The following is a 16,141-nucleotide window of genomic DNA, read 5'->3' as shown; positions in this document are numbered from 1 at the left end:
GGTTGATCCTGCCTCCACAATCCCTCTCAACGGGGATTTTGCAATCATTTTTTCTGCTGTTCTGCCAGGGTGTCATCAGTGATCTTGGTCACCAGAGCCTGGTCTTCAGCAGAATCCAGTTTGGCCTGCAGAACCCGGCCGGCGATTTCCGTGCTCAGGGCAATGATCTGCTCCCGCACTTCCAGCAGGGCCTTGCGTTTTTCCATCTCCACAGTCTGCCGCCCGCTGGCCAGCAGTTCGGCCCGTTCCTTCTGGGCACTGGCCAGAGCTTCATCATGAAGCTGCTGGGCCATGTTATTGGCTCTGGAGATAATATCATTGGCCTCTTTTTTGGCATTTTTCAGTTGATCAGCATACTGCTGCTTCATCGCTTCTGCGTCCTTCCGGGCATGGTCGGCCTGGTCCATATCCTTCACGATTTTAGCCCGTCTGTCATCCATGGCTTTCAGCAGAGGCTTATAGGCAAATTTGGCCAGCAGCCACAGCAGGATAATGAAGTTGACAATCTGTGCAATCAACGTATAGTTGACACTTACCATTCCCTATCGCTTCCTTTCTCCCTGAGCTCCATCCTTTCGGTCATTTCACGAAGGGGTTGGCAAATACCAGTACGATGGCGATAACGGAGGCGATGATAGGAATGGATTCAACCAGGCCGATACCGATCATCATGTTTACCTGGAAGCTCCCGGCCTGTTCCGGCTGGCGGGCCATACATTCCAGAGCCTTGGAGGCAACGGTGGAGTCACCCCGGGTAGCCGCAATAGAAGCCCCCACACCGATAATGGCGGCGGCCAGGACGGAAGCGACGATAATCAAAGTATTGTTGTCGATCATTTTTTACATCCTTTCTGTTTTCCAGCTCATTTGCCGGAATGGATCTGTTTAAAAATAGGTGCCAGGGCAATCACCGTCAGCATGGTGAAGATGAAAGCCTGGAGAAAACCGATGATCAGGCTGAAGCCGATCCACAGATTGGGTACTACCCAGGGGACCAGCATGTACAGCACCGCCAGCAGGATTTCCCCTGCCAGAATGTTCCCGAACAGACGCAGAGCCATGGTCAGCGGTTTGGCCAGTTCTTCGATGATATTCAAAGGAAGCATCAACGCAAAGGGAGTCACCAGGTGTTTGAAATACCTGGGTCCCTGCTGGATGATCCCAATGATGTACGTTGCCACAGCCACCGTAATGGAAAGTCCCAGGGCGACGTTGATATCATTGGTGGGAGAAGAAAGATGCACTCCCAGAGACGGCATCAGACCCAATTCATTCCCCACGAAAATGTACAGGAACAGGGTCAGGACGAAGGGGATCGTCATCCGTCTGCCTTCGACGCCCATATTGGCATCCATCAATTTTTCCAGCCATTCGACGATCATTTCTACCAGGTTCTGGATTCCATAGGGAATTTTCTGCACCCGACGGGTTGCGGCAAAAACGATTGCCGCAACGATGATCATGGTCAGCCACGACATATAGATGGTCTGCATATTCAGGGTAATCCCGGAGATGACTTCCGTCGTCCCGTAATGGATGACTTCCGAGCCTGCAGCTTCTGCAATTCCCATATCCATATCACTTCCTTTTCTAATATTATGATGGTTACGGAAACAGCGGCCCTATGGCTGCTGTTTTTTATCTCCAAGATGGCAGCGGGCCATCTGCATCACCAAACCGACATTCAGACAGACAAAGCCCAGCAGCACCAGGACCGGCTGGCTCTCCAGCTTCAGGGCAGCCACCGTCCATACCAGCAGCACCCCGATGCGCAGGAACATGAGCCGATGCATGGCAAGGGCTGCCTGCTGGGGTGTTTTTTTCATACCGCTGAGAATGCCCCAGAGCACCAGCAGCGTATCACCCAGACCGGCCAGTGCCCCCAGGCCTGTACCCAGAGGTCTGGCCCCGGCGCCCAGGGCTGCCAGCGACAGAAGACCCAGCAGCGCCAGCTGTCCCAGGATGATCCGCCCTGCCTGTCCTTTCATACCGGAAGGAGCCTCCGGAAGACCCGGGGGCTCTTTTTGCAAGGCAACCATAGTGGCTTACCGCTTCTCTCCCCCATGGAATTCCGGCATCATTTCTACAGGATACCCATGGGTATGGAGCAGATAGGTCACGATCCGCTTGGCAGCCTGGCCATCCCCATAGGGGTTGACGGCTTCCGCCATGGACCGATAGTATTTCTCATCATTCAGCAGCCGGCTGGTAGCGGCATAGACATCTTCCTTGCCCGTACCGATCAGTTTCACTGTACCGGCAGTAACAGCTTCCGGACGCTCCGTGGTGTTGCGCAGCACCAGGACCGGTTTGCCCAGGGCCGGTGCTTCCTCCTGGATTCCGCCGGAATCAGTGAGGACAATGTCCACCCGGGCCATCAGATTGGCAAAAGGTTCATATTCCATGGGTTCCAGCAGATGGACACGGTCCATCTTGCCCAAGACAGCTTCGGCCACTTCCCGCACTTTCGGATTCTTGTGCATGGGGAAGATGGCTTCCGCAGAAGGATTGTCCTTCAGGACTTCTTTCAAGGCCTGGTACACATGGCGCATGGGTGCCCCCAGGTTCTCCCGCCGGTGGGTAGTCATGAGGATCAGTTTGTGATCACTGCGGATGGCTTCTTCCAGCTTGGGATTGTGGAAGTCGAAATCCTCCTTCACTGTCGCCTGCAGCGCATCGATCACCGTGTTGCCGGTGACATAGATATCATCTTCCTTGATGTTCTCCTTCAGCAGATTGGCCTTGGCATTGCTGGTGGGCGCAAAATGGAAATCTGTGATGGCCGCAGTCAGTTTCCGGTTCATCTCTTCCGGGAAGGGAGAGTATTTGTCCCCGGTCCGCAGACCGGCTTCCACATGGCCCACCGGAATCTGCTTATAGAAAGAAGCCAGAGCCCCCACGAAGGTGGTGGTAGTATCCCCATGGACCAGTACCAGGTCGGGTTTCGCTTCTTCCAGCACATCCTTCAACCCCATGAGGGCCCGGCTGGTCACATCGTATAACGTCTGGCCGGCGGTCATGATATTCAAATCATAGTCCGGCTTGATCTGGAACAGGTCCAGGACCTGATCCAGCATTTCCCGGTGCTGGGCTGTCACTGCCACGATGGGTTCCAGCATATCCGGATATTTTTTCATTTCCAGCACCAGGGGGCACATCTTGATGGCCTCCGGACGGGTACCGAAAATCGTCATGACTTTTAATTTTTCCATTGTTCTTCGCCCCTATTTCATGATCTGTCCTGTAAAATCCCGATTTTGCGTGCGCCAATGAAGATCACTGCCAGCAGGAATACCAGCAGTGCAATGGCATAGATCCCCTCCATTTCTGTCAGCAGGACAGCCGTCAGGCAGAGTCCTGCACTGATCAAATACATGAAAATCACAGCCTGCCGCTGGCTGAAGCCCATAGCCAGCAGGCGGTGATGGATATGTCCCTTATCCGGGCTGAAGATGGGCCGGCCGTTCTTGTACCGGCGTACAATGGCAAAGGCCGTGTCCATGATGGGCAGTCCCAGAGCAATGGCCGGAACCAGCAGTGCGATGGTGGCGGCGCTCTTCACTGCCCCGAAAATGGAAATGGCAGCCAGCATATAGCCTAAGAACAGGCTTCCCGTATCACCCATGAAGATGGTAGCCGGGTTGAAGTTGTACCGGATAAAACCGATGATACCGCCGGCCAGGGCCGCGGTGAGCACCGCCACCGGATACAGGCCCTGCTGCAGAGCTACCATGATTACCGTCACCGAAGCGATGGCGGATACTCCGGCAGCCAGGCCATCCAGCCCGTCAATCAGGTTCACTACATTGGTAAAGCTGACAATCCAGAATACTGTAAAAGGAATGGAAAGGTAATTCAGATAGAAATAACCTCCCCAGGGATTGTTCAGCCATTCAATCCGGACCCCAAAGCACACCGGCACCAGGGCAGCAATGATCTGTCCCACCAGTTTCACCTTGGCAGCCAGCTGGAACATATCATCCAGGATCCCTACAATGGCAATGACCGTGCCGCCAAGCAAGATGCCTGCCACGTCACGGGTCAGTTCCATGCAGGTTACGGCCGCTGCCATGAACCCGATATAAATGGCCAGCCCGCCCATCCGTGGCATGATCCGGTGGTGGACTTTCCGGGCGTTGGGTCTGTCTACCGCCCCGATTTGAAACGCCAGTCTCTTGACGAAAGGAGTCAGTATCCAGCTGATGATCAGCGATATGCTCAATGCCAGTAAATATGTTTTCACAAAACAAGCCTTTCTGCGGTATCCCGCCCAGGAAAAGGAACCTTCCCTCTCCTGTTTTGATTCTCTGTATTGGGTATTTCATCTTTTGCTCATATAGAATTATTATAGTACAGTTTTATAAAATCTACAATTTCTAAAGTTCCCGATTTTGCAAAGAATTTATCAGTACGGGAACCTGTCCGCTGTTTTCCGGTTTACACCCTGCAGCCGCCGTGTTACACTTAAAAGAATCGGAGGTGTTCCCATGGATGAACTCATCAAATTATTTACTGTATTTGCCCGCATCGGTGCAGTGACTTTCGGCGGCGGCTATGCCATGCTGCCCATCCTGCAGGCCGAAGTGGTTGAAAAATATCACTGGGCGGAAGAAGCCGAACTGGCCGACTACTTTGCCATCGGCCAGTGTACCCCGGGAGTGATTGCCGTAAACACGGCCACTTTCATCGGAGTAAAACGGAAAGGTACCATTGGCGGCATTATAGCCACTCTGGGAGTCATTGCCCCTTCCCTTCTCATCATTACGGTGATTGCCGCCTGCCTGGCCAATTTTGCCCAGTTCCAGGCCGTAAAGGATGCCTTCGCCGGTATCCGTGTGTGCGTCTGCGTCCTGATTTTCAACGCCATCAAGAAGCTGGCCAAAGGCGCCCTGGTGGACAAACTCACCTGGCTGCTGTTCTTCCTGATCATGGCTGTAAACCTGCTGTCCGATATTTCCCCGGCCTGGCTGGTGGTCTTTGCGGGCATCGTAGGGCTCATTGCCAAAAAACAGGGAGGTGAACTGTGATGGGACTGTTCTTCCAGATGTTCTATGAATTCTTCAAAATCGGCCTGTTCGCCGTAGGCGGCGGCATGGCCACCATTCCTTTCCTGGCCAAGCTGGCAGAAGCCACGGGCTGGTTCACCACCACAGACCTTTTGAACATGATTGCCGTGTCCGAATCTACTCCCGGCCCCATCGGGGTCAACACCGCCACATATGTGGGTTATCACATCGCCGGTGTACCCGGAGCCCTGGTAGCCACCTTCGGACTGGTCACTCCATCAGTGATTGTGATCCTGATCGTATCCCAGTTCCTGAAGAAGTTCGGAGACAGCAAGTATGTGAAAGCCGTCATGTACGGACTGCGGGCTGCTTCCGCCGGACTGATTGCCGCGGCCGGCCTGCTGGTGACCAAAGTGACGATGCTCCATCCGGAAGCCTGGAAAACCGGCAGCTGGAGCGTCCTGTTCAATGTCCGCTCCATTTTGCTGGCCGTAATCCTGTTGTTTCTGACCAACAAGTACAAGAAAATCCATCCGGTGGCCTTCCTGGCAGCTTCTGCCGTCATCGGAATTGCTTTCCATTTTGCCGGGTGAGTTCCTCCACCGTGCGCTTCACGTACTGGATAAATTTTTTCAGGGCCGGAGAAGCTTCCTTGCGGGAAGGCAGGGCAATGCCCAGTTCCAGCCGGTCAGCAGTGTCGAAAGGAAGCACCTTCACGGCACCGCTCCAGCGCTGGCTGTTCAGGGCGTTGTCCATGGAAAGTCCCAGACCTGCCTCCACCATGGTCCAGCAGGTGTACATATTGCCCGTGGTAAAGCGGATATCCGGCTGTACATGATATTTTTTCAAAAACAATTCCGTATCCGTCCCCTGATGGGGCAGCGGATCGATAAAAGGCTGTCCGTCCAGTTCTTCTGGGCGGATGGCCTTTTTCTGTGCCAGAGGATGGTCTGCCGGCACCCAGGCCACCACCCGGTCCTGGTAGAGCGGGATCCAGTCCCCCTGGTACAGATGATTTTTGTTGAACAGGCAGCAGCTGAGCTTCCGGTTCTGCAGGCCCTGAAGCAGGGTGCGATTTCCGGCCTCCTGCACATGGACCCGGATATGGGGATAATCCCGCTGAAAATCCCGCAGGATGCTGGGCAGCCAGCAGGAGGCGATGCTGTAATAACTGCCGATGTACAGTTCCCCCTGTTCCAGCCCCTTCAGGCTGTCACTGCGTTCTTCGATCTGCCTGGCCCAGTACAGCAGTTCCCGGATGGCCGGCAGCAGATGCTCGCCTTCCAGGGTCAGTTCCACTCCCTGGGAACTGCGCCGGAGCAGGGGAAATCCCAGGTCTTTTTCCAGACTGTCCAGTACCCGGGCAAGGCCGGACGGGGAATATTCCAGTTCCCGGGCGGCAGCAGTAATGCTCCCCTGCTCCACCGCCTGGAGCAGGGCCCTGTATTTATTGGTTTCCGTAATCCGTCCCTTCTTTATGTTGCGTTTTATACAATATTATAATGTATTTTTTGCGCTTCTCGCAAGATAGACTTCGAAATATAATAGAAGCAGAAAATGAAGTGCAAGGAGGCATGATCATGAATACAAATGCTGCCAAACTGCTGATGGCGCTGGTCATCCTTACCCGGAGCAGTGCCTTTATCTTTTCCAAATTCGCCATGGAGGAACTCTCCACTTTCCAGACCTTGGGGTTCCGTTTCACCCTTGCCTGCCTTTTGATGGGCGCCGCATTGTACCGGCACATCGCCCAGGCTCTCAGAGAAGACAAGTCCCTGGTCAAAAAAAGCTGCCTCCTGGGATCCCTGCTGTTCTGCATCATGGGATGTGAAATGCAGAGCCTGCGCACGGCGGAAGTCCACACAGTCGCCTTTCTGGAAAACCTGTCCCTGGCCCTGGTGCCCCTGTTCCTGGCAGTGTGGTACCGGAAGCTGCCCAAAGTCCGGATCCTGCAGGGTGCTGGCTTTATCCTGCTGGGGGTGGCTGCTCTGACCATTGGCGGCACAGGCTTCACCCTGGCTGGCGGTGAAGGCTGGGCTCTGCTGGCTGCCGTGTTCTACGCCCTGTATATCATCGCCACCGGCAAGCTGGCGGCGATCAGTGATGGCAAAGCCCTTGGCATCCTGCAGATGGGGTTCATGGGCCTGCTGAGTTTTGCGGCCGCCCTGGTGCAGGAAGGAAGTGTCTTCCTGCCCACCCGGGTCCTCACCTGGGAATCCCTGGCCTTTCTGGTGCTGGTGTGCAGCTGCTTCGGATTCACGTTCCAGCCAGTAGCCCAGCGATACATCAGCGCAGAGGAAACGGGCATGTACTGTGCCATCAATCCTCTATTCGCCTCTTTGCTGGGTCACTGGGTGTTCGAGGAAACTTTCGGTCCCACCGCCATTCTGGGTGCGGTATATATTTTGACAGGGCTGGTGTTTGTAAACTGGCCAGAACAAAAAACGCATGGACTGCCCAGACAGGCAATCCATGCGCAGCAGACAGCTGACTCCCGCCAGCCTCATTCCCAAGCCTAAAGGTTCAAAACTTTCTTTTCCATATACCGCAGCCGCAGGCTCAGGAACGCAGCTGAAAAGAAAATCCCGGTGATCAGTCCGATCCAGTAACTGTCCGGTCCTTTCTCCCACACATGATCAAGCAGCAGGCCGAAAGGCAGGGCGATGCCCCAGTAGGCCACCAGGGCCGAATAGAATGTGGCTTTCACATCCTTGTACCCCCGCAGCACCCCCTGGATGGGGGCCGCTGTGCTGTCAAAGAACTGAAACGCCACTGCAAAAGTCAGAAAATGCATAATGGGCGCCATGAGCGCTGCATCCTCCGTATACAGAGTAGCAATGAGCCCCCGGCCCAGGTACAGGAACAGCCCGAAGCAGGCCCCGATCAAAATATTGGAAATCCGCCCCGTATCCGCATAAGCCTTGGCCTGGACGAAATCCCGGGCGCCCACATAGGCTCCCACCAGGATGGTCAGGGACAGCGAAAAACTCAGAGGCACCATATACAACATATTGCAGAAGCTCATGGCTGCCTGGTTGGCTGCCACCACTACTGTGCCGAACCGGGACACCAGCAGGCATTCCACCCCGAAAAAACTGGTTTCCAGAAAGATGGCCAGTCCCATGGGGATGCCGATGCGCAGATGCTCCCGGACATTGTAAAACGAAAAGCCCGCCCGCCGGAACACGTGGAATTCCCGGAACACCTTCAGGTGCAGTACCATCAGAGCAAAGGAAAGGAACAGCAGCCAGCAGGTGACAGCCGTCCCCACTCCGGCGCCCGGACCGCCCAGTGCGGGCATGCCCATTTTGCCGAAGATGAAGATGTAGTTCATGCAGGCGTTCACCGGCATGGTCAGAAGGAACAGCCGCATGGTCACCTGGGTATACCCCATGCTGTCCACGAAGCATCGGAGGATGTTGGCGGAGAACAGGGGCAGGATGCCCCAGGCCACGAACCCCAGATAACGGAAGGCCACCAGCCGCACTGCCGGATCCAGAGACATGGTATCCAGGATCTTCGGCAGCAGCTGGCTCCCCGCTGTGATGATACCGAAAGCTATGGCCGCCGCCAGGACGAGGCCGCTGAACACGGCTCCGGAAATCTTCTCATACTGGCGGGCGCCCCGGTAGTTGGCCACAATAGGGGTCAGGGCCTGCAGGATCCCGTTCAGGCCGGTGAATACCGGCATCCAGATATTGCTGCCGATGGCCACCCCGGCCAGTTCCCGGGTCCCCGCATGGCCGCTCATGACTGTATCGAACAGACTCATCCCCGTAATGCACAGCTGGGTGATCAGGATGGGAATCATAACCCCCAGGATCCGCCGCAGCCGGCTTTGGAAAGTTCCCGTAGCAACGCTTTTCTTGAACAACTAATCAGCTCCTTTTGAAAAAGGCTGCCGTTTCCGGCAGCCTTTTTGGCTTACTTCTGTAAAAACTCCAGATGACGCTTCACATAGCCATACATCAGGTAATTGGCAATGGCATCCTTGGCTTCCGTGTCCGGATGTTCTTCATCCAGGGTGGCTACAATATATTCCGGCTGAGAATAATAGTAGGCTTTGCCTCCGAAATAGCCCAGGGCATAGGAACGCTCGTTGCCAGGCTGCAGCAGGTTCCGCCCCATGAATTCTTCCGGCACAGGCAGAGCCAGCAGGCTCAGCAGCGTAGGTGCCATATCCTCCTGACTGGCGTAGATACTCTCGTCCAGATCTTTCAGCGGCTGCAGATTCTTCGCAATGAAAATCACCGGAATAGGGGCCACACTCTGCTTATCCTGGGGATTGTCCACCAGTTTCTTGTACTCGCCGCCGGAATGGGGGTTGTGGTCCGCCGTAACGATAAACAGCGTCCGGTCGTCCATAAGCCCTTCCTTTTCCGCTTTCTCGAAGAAATGCTGAATGGTCTTGTCCACCCAGTAGATGCCGCAGACCGTGGCAGTCCCGTTGTCCCGCACGTCCTCGGGCATCTCCGCATAGGTATAGCCATAGTACGGGTAGGGTTGGTGCATATCCAGGGTCTTGCAGACCAGGAACAGCTTTTCGTTTCTGTGCTCTGCCAGTGTCTTCAGGGTAAAATCGTACATCACATCATTGTGGAAGCCCCAGCCGCTGGCACCTTTATATCCAAGGTTCCCCAGGTCCTCCTTGGCCAAGTAGTGTTCCATACCGAACTGAGCCGGGTATTCCCGGTATTCATTGGCATAATACCGGCTGGAGGCATTGACGAAATAGCCGCTGTAGCCGGCCTGCTGCACGCTGCGGAACAGGGACGGCTGTTTCTGGCCCGGCAGATCCTTATCGTAAATCAGCTGGGACCGGAACGTGGCGTTCAGTCCCTGGGTGGTAGGCACCGCCGAAGAGTAATAATGATCGATGTGCGGATACTTTTTCACCAGAGAATCCAGGTACGGTGTAGCATCAGCCGGAATGTTGGGGTTGTAGTAATGGAGATAATCCCGATGGACGCTTTCCAGGATCAGCATGACCACCCGATCATAGGCCGGTTTCTGCAGTGGCACCGGTTTCTCTTTCGGCAGGATGCCCAGCCGGTTGAGCTCGGCCACATCCTGATCCGTCAGTTCCCGTTCCTGGAATTTCCAGGGGTCCTGCACCACTTTATCCGTCTTGAAGAAGGCCTTCTGGAAAAAGTTCACATTGATGGGATAGGCCACCATGGTCCGGGTGGGACGACGGCTCTTTTCCATATCCACTTCGATATCCAGTCCGCTGACACTGTCGATGCCCCGGTAGACTCCTTCACCCAACAGCAGATACGCACCGTTGAGGCCCATGGCGAACAGGACTACGCACAGCAGGGACCAGGGCAGGTTGGGTCTGTGCCTCTGTGGTCTGCTGACCCGGAACAGGGGGATGAACAGCAGCAGGATCACCGCAAGCAGCCCCAGCTGCCAGTTTTCCGTCGTAGCCAGGATGCCTTTGGCAGCGTACACGTTCAGGTTGTCGAACAGTACGCTTTCCACGTGCATAGAGGTATTCCAGAAATAGATGCCGTCCCCCAGGATCAGCACACAGGTCACATAGTACGCCAGAAAGTAGACGGTCTTCCACAGTTTGTTGGGCCAGTGGTGGTAGAGCATTGCTGCCAGCAGCACCAGCACGATGTTGTTGAACAGCCCCGTCAGCACCGAAAGAGTAGTCATGAAGCCCGGATCCAGTTCCAGGTACATGACCATGAACAGGGCGTCCAGCAGGTACAGCACTCCGACCACCACCACCGGAAAGTACCGGTGGATCCGGTCAGGGAGCCGTTTCCGGCGCACATACAGCAGCAGTGCCGCCAGAGAAAGGAGTACATCCCGCAGGAAGTAGTTCAGCGTATGATACCAGAATTCCGCCCAGGGAAAAGGTGTGATTTCCTTTAAAAAATTCCAGCGATACCCGGCCTCTGCCACAAAGCAAAGGATCAGGAACACGATGTATGCAAGTTTCTTTTTCACAACAGCCCCCTCAGGAAATGAATTGCAGCGGTTTGGGCAGCAGAATGATGGACAGCGGCGAATCCACCACTGCATCCCCGTCCAGCTCCGCCGCAAATTTCTTTACATTGCAGCGGATATCCACCTGGGTCGCCGGATAGATTTCCACGCTTTTGTCCAGATTCAGCATATCGGCCGCAATCAGGGCCGTATACCGCAAGAAGTCCACACAGCGTCCCTTGGTGAAAAGGCACACATGCATAGTGGGTTTCGACAGGGAGCCCCCATTGACCAGAGAGAACCGCCCTGCATAATAACGGCTCTTGGTCACGATGACAGAACTGGCCTGATGCCATGTACCGTCATCGTTGATCATGACCTGGAAACGATACTTCCAGTTGTGGAACAGCATTTCGTTACCCAGCACCCGGCCGCTCTGGCGCACATAAGCCAGGGTAGAAAGGTATTTCTTTTCCTTGGGCGTCACCTGCTTCACTACCATGGAATCCACGCCAATCCCGGCCACGGTAAGGAAGATCCGGTTATTTGCCTTGCCCAGGCACACCGGGGTAGTCACGCCCTTGGAAACCCTGTACATCCAGTTGTGTACATCGGTCTTCTGCATCAGTTCCTTAGCCACCAGATTCACGGTGCCGGCCGGATAAATGCTGATGTAGGGCCAGTAATCCTGATCCACGCATTCTTCCACCAGGGCCCGCAGGGTACCGTCGCCTCCGGCCACGATCACCCACTGGATTTTCTCCGCACAGATTTTCTTTCCGGCAGCCTGGGTCTCCGCAAAGGTGCTCACCGTGATGTACTGGAATTTTTCCGGTCCGTACATCCGCATCAGCTGCCGGGCAATGCTTTCCACATTGCTGTGGATACCACTGAAAAATGACTGTTTTCCAGAATTGCGGTTATGGATCAGCAGCACTTTCTGGAACGCTTCGATATCGACTTTATGACGCAGCATCTTGAATCCCCTACTTTTTTATTCTACGTAAATCCATTTTTTCCTGGAAAAATAGTTCCAGATGGTCACAATGGCTGAGGCAGCGATCTTGGACAACATCACCGGCAGGCCCAGGCCGCCCACGAAGATCCGCATAAGCAGCACATTAAACAGAAGGCCCAGGGTGGAAACTATCAGAACCAGAGAAAACTCTTTCTTTTTGCTGTACCGGACCCCGCTGGTAAATACCCAGATGTTGGTAGCAAGGTAATGGCACACCGTGGAACACAGGTAGGCCGCCGCCGTAGCCACCAGATAATTCCAGCCCCAGCGCAGGTTGAACAGATATACCAGGCTCCATTCAAACAAAGCAGCCGTGCCCCCGATGATCAGATAGCAGAGGACACGGACTTTCTCATTGGAAGATTTGTGCAGCATGATATCAGCTCATGAACCGATACAGCAGCATCAGGATGACACCGGGTACGCCGAAGAATCCGGCCACCAGGGCTGAGACGAAATTGATAGGGATGGTGGCCCCGAAGATTCCGCCCACCAGGTTGAACAGCCATACCAGGATAACCCCGCATATACCGTTCCACAGCAGTTTCAGCGACAATGAGAACATATTGATGACAAAGAACAGCATCACCAGGGCTGCACCTGCCACAAGCCACATTTCCATGGTTACGACCTGCCTTTCAGATTTCCCGCCGGTTTTCCAGCGCTTTGTACAGAGTCAGTTCATCCGCATACTCCAGATCGCCGCCTACGGGCAGACCATGAGCGATCCGGCTGACCTTGATGCCCGTGGGACGGATCAGTCCGGCCAGATAATTGGCTGTAGCCTCTCCCTCCACATCGGAGTTGGTGGCGATGATCACCTCTTTAATGGAGCCCTTTTGCAGACGCAGCAGCAGTTCCCTGATTTTCAGCTGATCCGGGCCCACTCCGTCAAGGGGTGACAGCACCCCGTGGAGCACGTGGTACAGGCCCTTGTAGCCCCGGGTCCGCTCCATAGCGGCCACATCCTGGGGCTGTTCCACCACGCACACCAGGCTCTGATCCCGGTTGGCGTCCTGGCAGATTTCGCACAGATCCCCTTCACACAGGTCGAAGCACTGGCGGCAGAGATGGACCTTGTCCTTCACGTCCAGCAGGGACTGGGCCAGAGTCTCCACATCCTCCCGTTTCATATCCAGCACATGGTACGCCAGCCGCAGTGCGCTCTTGCTGCCGATGCCCGGCAGTTTGCGCAGCTGTTCGTGGAGCCGTGCCAGAGGTTTTACCATTCGCATCGCTGGCCTGGATTAAAACATCCCAGGGATTTTCAGCCCGCCAGTGACCTTGCCCAGTTCGCTTTCCGTCATGTCGTCCACTTTCTTCATAGCGTCATTGACAGCAGTCACGATCAGGTCCTGGAGCATTTCCACATCATCCGGATCCACGGCATCAGGAGAAATGGTCAGTTTCAGCAGATTCTTGTTGCCGTTGACCACCACTTTGACGGCTTCACCGCCGGCAGTTCCTTCTACTTCCCGTTCTTTCAGTTCTTCCTGCAGTTTGCTCATCTGGCTCTGCATCTTCTGGACTTTCTTCAGCATGCCCTGCATGCCATTCATTGCCATTCCGCCTTTAAACATTTTGTTTCCTCCTACATATCCCCCTGGGGGATTTATTCTTTATACACTTCACCGCCAAAAACCTGCATGGCCTTTTTCACTCCCTCCGGGAGTTCCGAGGGTTTTACAGGTATGGCGGAGGTTGCTGGTTTTACAGCCTCCCGGGACAGGGGAGGCATGGGTTCCGGCTGGGTCACAGGGGCCGCTGCCGGAGCCTGGGCTGCGGACGGAGCCATAGGTTCCGCTTCGGGTGCGGCCACCGGTTCCGGGGGCAGCGGCGCAGCCGCAGGAGCTGCTGCCAAGGCCGAACCAGCCGGTTTATTCAGGGTAATCTCCCCTTCTGACTGGATCACTTCCAACTGGATGGCCCGGCCTGTAGCTTCCTTCAGGATATCCTGGATCAGGTTCTTAAAAGAAGGTTCCTCCATTTTTTCCTTGCCGAAATCAGTGCTTACGGCAAGGAGCAGGGTCTGTCCCTGGAAATCGGCCACTTTGGCCATTTCCGCATAAATGATGAAGGTGCGTTTCCGGCGCCGCTTCAGACCCTGGAGCACCAGCTGCCACAACTGCTGGGCCTGGGCTCGGCCGCTGCCGGTAAAATGCACATCTGCCGCCGGGTTCTGAGCCGCAGGAGCTGCCGTCGGAGCCGGTGCCTTAGAGGCTGTCGGCCTGGATACGGCAGATGACGGTTCCGGTGCCGCAGTTACAGGTTCCACAGACTGCTGGGCCGCCGCCATTTTTGCAAACACCTGGCGGGCACTGGAACGGCCGGTTGGCGGAGCGGCCACAGGCGAAGGAGCTGGAGCCACATAGGCTGCCGGGGCCGATGCCGTCTCAACAGGCGCCGATACCACCGGACGGACAGGTACCGCCGGAATGCCTCCGGCGGTCAAGGCCGCCACCTGCTGCTCCAGAGTTTCAATCCGGGCCAGGAGCGCCGCTTCCGAATTGCCCCGTTCCCGGCACAAGTCAAACAGACACAGCTCCCCTACGATTTTCTTCCGCAGGGAATACCTGCTTTCCTTTACAGCTTCATGGATCCGTTCCACATGGGCCACAATCTGGTCCCGGGTAAAGAGTCCTGCTGTCTGTTCCAGTGCTTCCCGGGTATCGGTCAGATAGATTTCCTGATAGTCCCGATCGGCCTGAAACAGCAACAGGGCCCGGAAATATTCCATCAGTTCCGCCAGGATCTGCTCCATTTCCTTCCCCTGTTCCAGCAGCTGGTTCAGGGAATCCAGAGCCCCTGAAAGATCCCGATGGCCGATCTGCCTAATCAGCTGGCGCAGTTTTTCCCGCCCCACCAGACCCAGGACCTGGCGGACGGTTTCTTCTGTCACCGGGCTGGCCATGACACTGCACTGATCCAGAAGGCTCAGAGCATCCCTCAGCCCTCCGTCAGCCTGAATGGCCATGAGGCGGAGGGCCTCAGGGGCAGCCTCGATGTGGCTGCCCGACGCCACTTTCGCCAGATGCCGTGCAATTTCGTCCACTGTGGCACGGTGGAAGTCAAACCTCTGACAGCGGGAAAGGATGGTATTCAGGATTTTCTGGGGTTCGGTGGTAGCCAGGATGAACACCACATGTTCCGGCGGTTCCTCCAGCGTTTTCAGCAGAGCATTGAAGGCGTCGGTGGTGATCATATGCACTTCGTCGATGATGTAGACCTTGTACCGGCTGGAAACGGGAGCGAAATACACCTGTTCCCGCAGTTTCCGGATTTCATCGATACCCCGGTTGGAGGCTGCATCGATTTCCACCACGTCGCCGGAGGTACCTTCGGTGATTTCCCGACAATTGGTGCACTGGTTGCAGGGATGGGCCGTGGGTCCCTTCTCACAATTCAGTGCTTTGGCCAGGATCCGGGCTGTACTGGTCTTGCCGGTGCCCCGGGGCCCGGCAAACAGATAAGCATGGGAAATCCGGCCCGTTTCCAGTGCGTTGGTCAGAGCCTTCTTAATGGGTTCCTGCCCTACCAGGTCGTCAAAATCCTGAGGACGCCAGGTACGGTACAATGCTACGTATGCCATGATTCCCATCCTTTCGTAAGTGCTACGTTGCTATTATACCTTTTTTCCATAAGGGACTTCAACTAGATTCTTCTTTTTTTCAAGAAATACCTTGACAAGGGGTAAGGAATTCGTTATACTATAACTCGTGATTGTCGTGCTGACATTCATGAAAACTGAATAGCTGTTGATCAGCAATTCAACCTGGAGAGTTGTCCGAGTGGTTGAAGGAGCACGCCTGGAAAGCGTGTATACGGGAAACCGTATCGAGGGTTCGAATCCCTCACTCTCCGCCATTTTTTAGTCCATCAGCCGCGTTTGTGCGGCTTTTATTTTTCCGGCGGACTGCAAGAGTGGGTCCTGCGCAATGGAGGCCTGTGAATCTTGTCAGGTCCGGAAGGAAGCAGCAATAAGCGGATACCCCCATGTGCCGCAGGGGTGCCTGCCCTTGCAGCCCGCCGGGAAAATAAAATCAAAACTACCCGTATAACGGGTAGTTTGCTCTGCGGCTATAAGCCGCGTTACCTGCCTCGGCCTTAAGGCCCTAGATTTAAAGGCTACCAACCGCACTACATTTCCTGGCAGCCCCTCACTCGAGGGGCTTATTTT

At 55.2% G+C, this 16,141-nt stretch carries 18 protein-coding genes and 1 tRNA gene; 4 read left to right on the top strand and 15 right to left on the bottom strand.

The annotated features are described in order from the left end of the window. Positions 1 to 44: 44 nt before the first annotated feature. From atpF to ACR0QW_RS05140, 6 genes are read right to left on the bottom strand one after another with little or no spacing between them, the layout of a single operon-like run. Complete coding sequence (gene atpF / locus ACR0QW_RS05165; RefSeq protein WP_432642644.1) at positions 45 to 539, bottom strand: F0F1 ATP synthase subunit B; 495 nt, start codon at positions 537 to 539, stop codon at positions 45 to 47. Positions 540 to 579: 40 nt separating this feature from the next. Beyond that, positions 580 to 837, bottom strand: a complete 258-nt coding sequence (atpE, locus tag ACR0QW_RS05160) for an ATP synthase F0 subunit C (protein ID WP_432642643.1) — start codon at positions 835 to 837, stop codon at positions 580 to 582. A gap of 26 nt (positions 838 to 863) precedes the next feature. Then, positions 864 to 1,577, bottom strand: a complete 714-nt coding sequence (atpB, locus tag ACR0QW_RS05155) for a F0F1 ATP synthase subunit A (protein WP_432642642.1) — start codon at positions 1,575 to 1,577, stop codon at positions 864 to 866. 45 nt (positions 1,578 to 1,622) lie between these two features. Continuing rightward, the gene (locus tag ACR0QW_RS05150) at positions 1,623 to 1,988 is read right to left on the bottom strand and encodes a hypothetical protein (protein WP_432642641.1); all 366 of its coding nucleotides are present in this window, start codon (positions 1,986 to 1,988) and stop codon (positions 1,623 to 1,625) included. Between the two features lie 57 nt (positions 1,989 to 2,045). Beyond that, the gene (gene wecB / locus ACR0QW_RS05145; protein ID WP_432642640.1) at positions 2,046 to 3,212 is read right to left on the bottom strand and encodes a non-hydrolyzing UDP-N-acetylglucosamine 2-epimerase; all 1,167 of its coding nucleotides are present in this window, start codon (positions 3,210 to 3,212) and stop codon (positions 2,046 to 2,048) included. Between the two features lie 17 nt (positions 3,213 to 3,229). Beyond that, positions 3,230 to 4,243: a glycosyltransferase family 4 protein gene (locus tag ACR0QW_RS05140; RefSeq protein ID WP_432642639.1), complete on the bottom strand. Its 1,014-nt coding sequence runs from the start codon at positions 4,241 to 4,243 to the stop codon at positions 3,230 to 3,232. Between the two features lie 244 nt (positions 4,244 to 4,487). Between ACR0QW_RS05140 and ACR0QW_RS05135 the strand changes: the two genes are divergently transcribed. Both ACR0QW_RS05135 and ACR0QW_RS05130 read left to right on the top strand, forming a co-directional pair. Then, positions 4,488 to 5,027 (top strand): chromate transporter, encoded by a 540-nt coding sequence (locus tag ACR0QW_RS05135; RefSeq protein WP_432642638.1) that lies wholly within the window; start codon positions 4,488 to 4,490, stop codon positions 5,025 to 5,027. Continuing rightward, positions 5,027 to 5,599 carry a chromate transporter gene (locus ACR0QW_RS05130; RefSeq protein WP_432642637.1) on the top strand — a complete coding sequence of 191 codons (573 nt, stop codon included), beginning with the start codon at positions 5,027 to 5,029 and terminating at the stop codon, positions 5,597 to 5,599. The genes ACR0QW_RS05135 and ACR0QW_RS05130 overlap by 1 nt, the downstream gene beginning before the upstream one ends. On the opposite strand, the gene ACR0QW_RS05125 is transcribed toward ACR0QW_RS05130, so the two are convergent. Next, positions 5,568 to 6,470 carry a LysR family transcriptional regulator gene (locus tag ACR0QW_RS05125; RefSeq protein ID WP_432642658.1) on the bottom strand — a complete coding sequence of 301 codons (903 nt, stop codon included), beginning with the start codon at positions 6,468 to 6,470 and terminating at the stop codon, positions 5,568 to 5,570. The genes ACR0QW_RS05130 and ACR0QW_RS05125 overlap by 32 nt on opposite strands. Positions 6,471 to 6,586: 116 nt before the next feature. On the opposite strand from ACR0QW_RS05125, the gene ACR0QW_RS05120 reads away from it, so the two are divergent. After that, positions 6,587 to 7,525 (top strand): DMT family transporter, encoded by a 939-nt coding sequence (locus tag ACR0QW_RS05120; protein ID WP_432642636.1) that lies wholly within the window; start codon positions 6,587 to 6,589, stop codon positions 7,523 to 7,525. On the opposite strand, the gene ACR0QW_RS05115 is transcribed toward ACR0QW_RS05120, so the two are convergent. The 8 genes from ACR0QW_RS05115 to dnaX are packed head-to-tail and all read right to left on the bottom strand — an operon-like array spanning position 7,522 to position 15,553. Next, positions 7,522 to 8,880, bottom strand: a complete 1,359-nt coding sequence (locus ACR0QW_RS05115) for an MATE family efflux transporter (RefSeq protein WP_432642635.1) — start codon at positions 8,878 to 8,880, stop codon at positions 7,522 to 7,524. The genes ACR0QW_RS05120 and ACR0QW_RS05115 overlap by 4 nt on opposite strands. Positions 8,881 to 8,930: 50 nt before the next feature. Beyond that, a complete protein-coding gene (locus ACR0QW_RS05110) occupies positions 8,931 to 10,967 on the bottom strand; it encodes an LTA synthase family protein (protein WP_432642634.1) in 2,037 nt (678 codons plus the stop codon). Between the two features lie 10 nt (positions 10,968 to 10,977). After that, positions 10,978 to 11,922, bottom strand: coding sequence for a diacylglycerol/lipid kinase family protein (locus ACR0QW_RS05105; protein WP_432642633.1), 945 nt, complete (start codon positions 11,920 to 11,922; stop codon positions 10,978 to 10,980). A gap of 18 nt (positions 11,923 to 11,940) precedes the next feature. Beyond that, the gene (locus tag ACR0QW_RS05100; protein WP_432642632.1) at positions 11,941 to 12,339 is read right to left on the bottom strand and encodes a GtrA family protein; all 399 of its coding nucleotides are present in this window, start codon (positions 12,337 to 12,339) and stop codon (positions 11,941 to 11,943) included. Between the two features lie 4 nt (positions 12,340 to 12,343). Next, positions 12,344 to 12,586 (bottom strand): pro-sigmaK processing inhibitor BofA family protein, encoded by a 243-nt coding sequence (locus ACR0QW_RS05095; RefSeq protein ID WP_432642631.1) that lies wholly within the window; start codon positions 12,584 to 12,586, stop codon positions 12,344 to 12,346. Between the two features lie 16 nt (positions 12,587 to 12,602). Then, on the bottom strand, positions 12,603 to 13,199 hold the full coding sequence (recR, locus tag ACR0QW_RS05090; protein ID WP_432642630.1) for a recombination mediator RecR: 597 nt from the start codon (positions 13,197 to 13,199) through the stop codon (positions 12,603 to 12,605). A 12-nt stretch (positions 13,200 to 13,211) separates the two neighbouring features. Beyond that, entirely contained in the window at positions 13,212 to 13,544 is a 333-nt protein-coding gene (locus ACR0QW_RS05085) for a YbaB/EbfC family nucleoid-associated protein (protein WP_296398402.1), read from the bottom strand. A gap of 32 nt (positions 13,545 to 13,576) precedes the next feature. Continuing rightward, positions 13,577 to 15,553 carry a DNA polymerase III subunit gamma/tau gene (dnaX, locus tag ACR0QW_RS05080; RefSeq protein WP_432642629.1) on the bottom strand — a complete coding sequence of 659 codons (1,977 nt, stop codon included), beginning with the start codon at positions 15,551 to 15,553 and terminating at the stop codon, positions 13,577 to 13,579. A gap of 185 nt (positions 15,554 to 15,738) precedes the next feature. Between dnaX and ACR0QW_RS05075 the strand changes: the two genes are divergently transcribed. Then, positions 15,739 to 15,828: transfer RNA gene (locus ACR0QW_RS05075), tRNA-Ser, on the top strand. The last annotated feature ends 313 nt before the right edge of the window (positions 15,829 to 16,141 follow it).

The organism is Acidaminococcus sp. (assembly GCF_050873445.1).
Taxonomy (GTDB): domain Bacteria; phylum Bacillota; class Negativicutes; order Acidaminococcales; family Acidaminococcaceae; genus Acidaminococcus.
Note: the sequence above shows the minus strand (reverse complement) of the source record. Positions and strands in the feature narration are given on the sequence as shown.

Bases quoted from the DNA above. Each gene is read 5' to 3' on its own strand.
- ACR0QW_RS05130 (WP_432642637.1), top strand. From the start codon at position 5,027: ATGGGACTGTTCTTCCAGATGTTCTATGAATTCTTCAAAATCGGCCTG.
- ACR0QW_RS05100 (WP_432642632.1), bottom strand. From the start codon at position 12,339: ATGCTGCACAAATCTTCCAATGAGAAAGTCCGTGTCCTCTGCTATCTG.
- atpF (WP_432642644.1), bottom strand. From the start codon at position 539: ATGGTAAGTGTCAACTATACGTTGATTGCACAGATTGTCAACTTCATT.
- ACR0QW_RS05120 (WP_432642636.1), top strand. From the start codon at position 6,587: ATGAATACAAATGCTGCCAAACTGCTGATGGCGCTGGTCATCCTTACC.
- ACR0QW_RS05135 (WP_432642638.1), top strand. From the start codon at position 4,488: ATGGATGAACTCATCAAATTATTTACTGTATTTGCCCGCATCGGTGCA.
- ACR0QW_RS05105 (WP_432642633.1), bottom strand. From the start codon at position 11,922: ATGCTGCGTCATAAAGTCGATATCGAAGCGTTCCAGAAAGTGCTGCTG.
- dnaX (WP_432642629.1), bottom strand. From the start codon at position 15,553: ATGGCATACGTAGCATTGTACCGTACCTGGCGTCCTCAGGATTTTGAC.
- ACR0QW_RS05150 (WP_432642641.1), bottom strand. From the start codon at position 1,988: ATGAAAGGACAGGCAGGGCGGATCATCCTGGGACAGCTGGCGCTGCTG.
- recR (WP_432642630.1), bottom strand. From the start codon at position 13,199: ATGCGAATGGTAAAACCTCTGGCACGGCTCCACGAACAGCTGCGCAAA.
- atpE (WP_432642643.1), bottom strand. From the start codon at position 837: ATGATCGACAACAATACTTTGATTATCGTCGCTTCCGTCCTGGCCGCC.
- wecB (WP_432642640.1), bottom strand. From the start codon at position 3,212: ATGGAAAAATTAAAAGTCATGACGATTTTCGGTACCCGTCCGGAGGCC.
- ACR0QW_RS05085 (WP_296398402.1), bottom strand. From the start codon at position 13,544: ATGTTTAAAGGCGGAATGGCAATGAATGGCATGCAGGGCATGCTGAAG.
- ACR0QW_RS05095 (WP_432642631.1), bottom strand. From the start codon at position 12,586: ATGGAAATGTGGCTTGTGGCAGGTGCAGCCCTGGTGATGCTGTTCTTT.
- atpB (WP_432642642.1), bottom strand. From the start codon at position 1,577: ATGGATATGGGAATTGCAGAAGCTGCAGGCTCGGAAGTCATCCATTAC.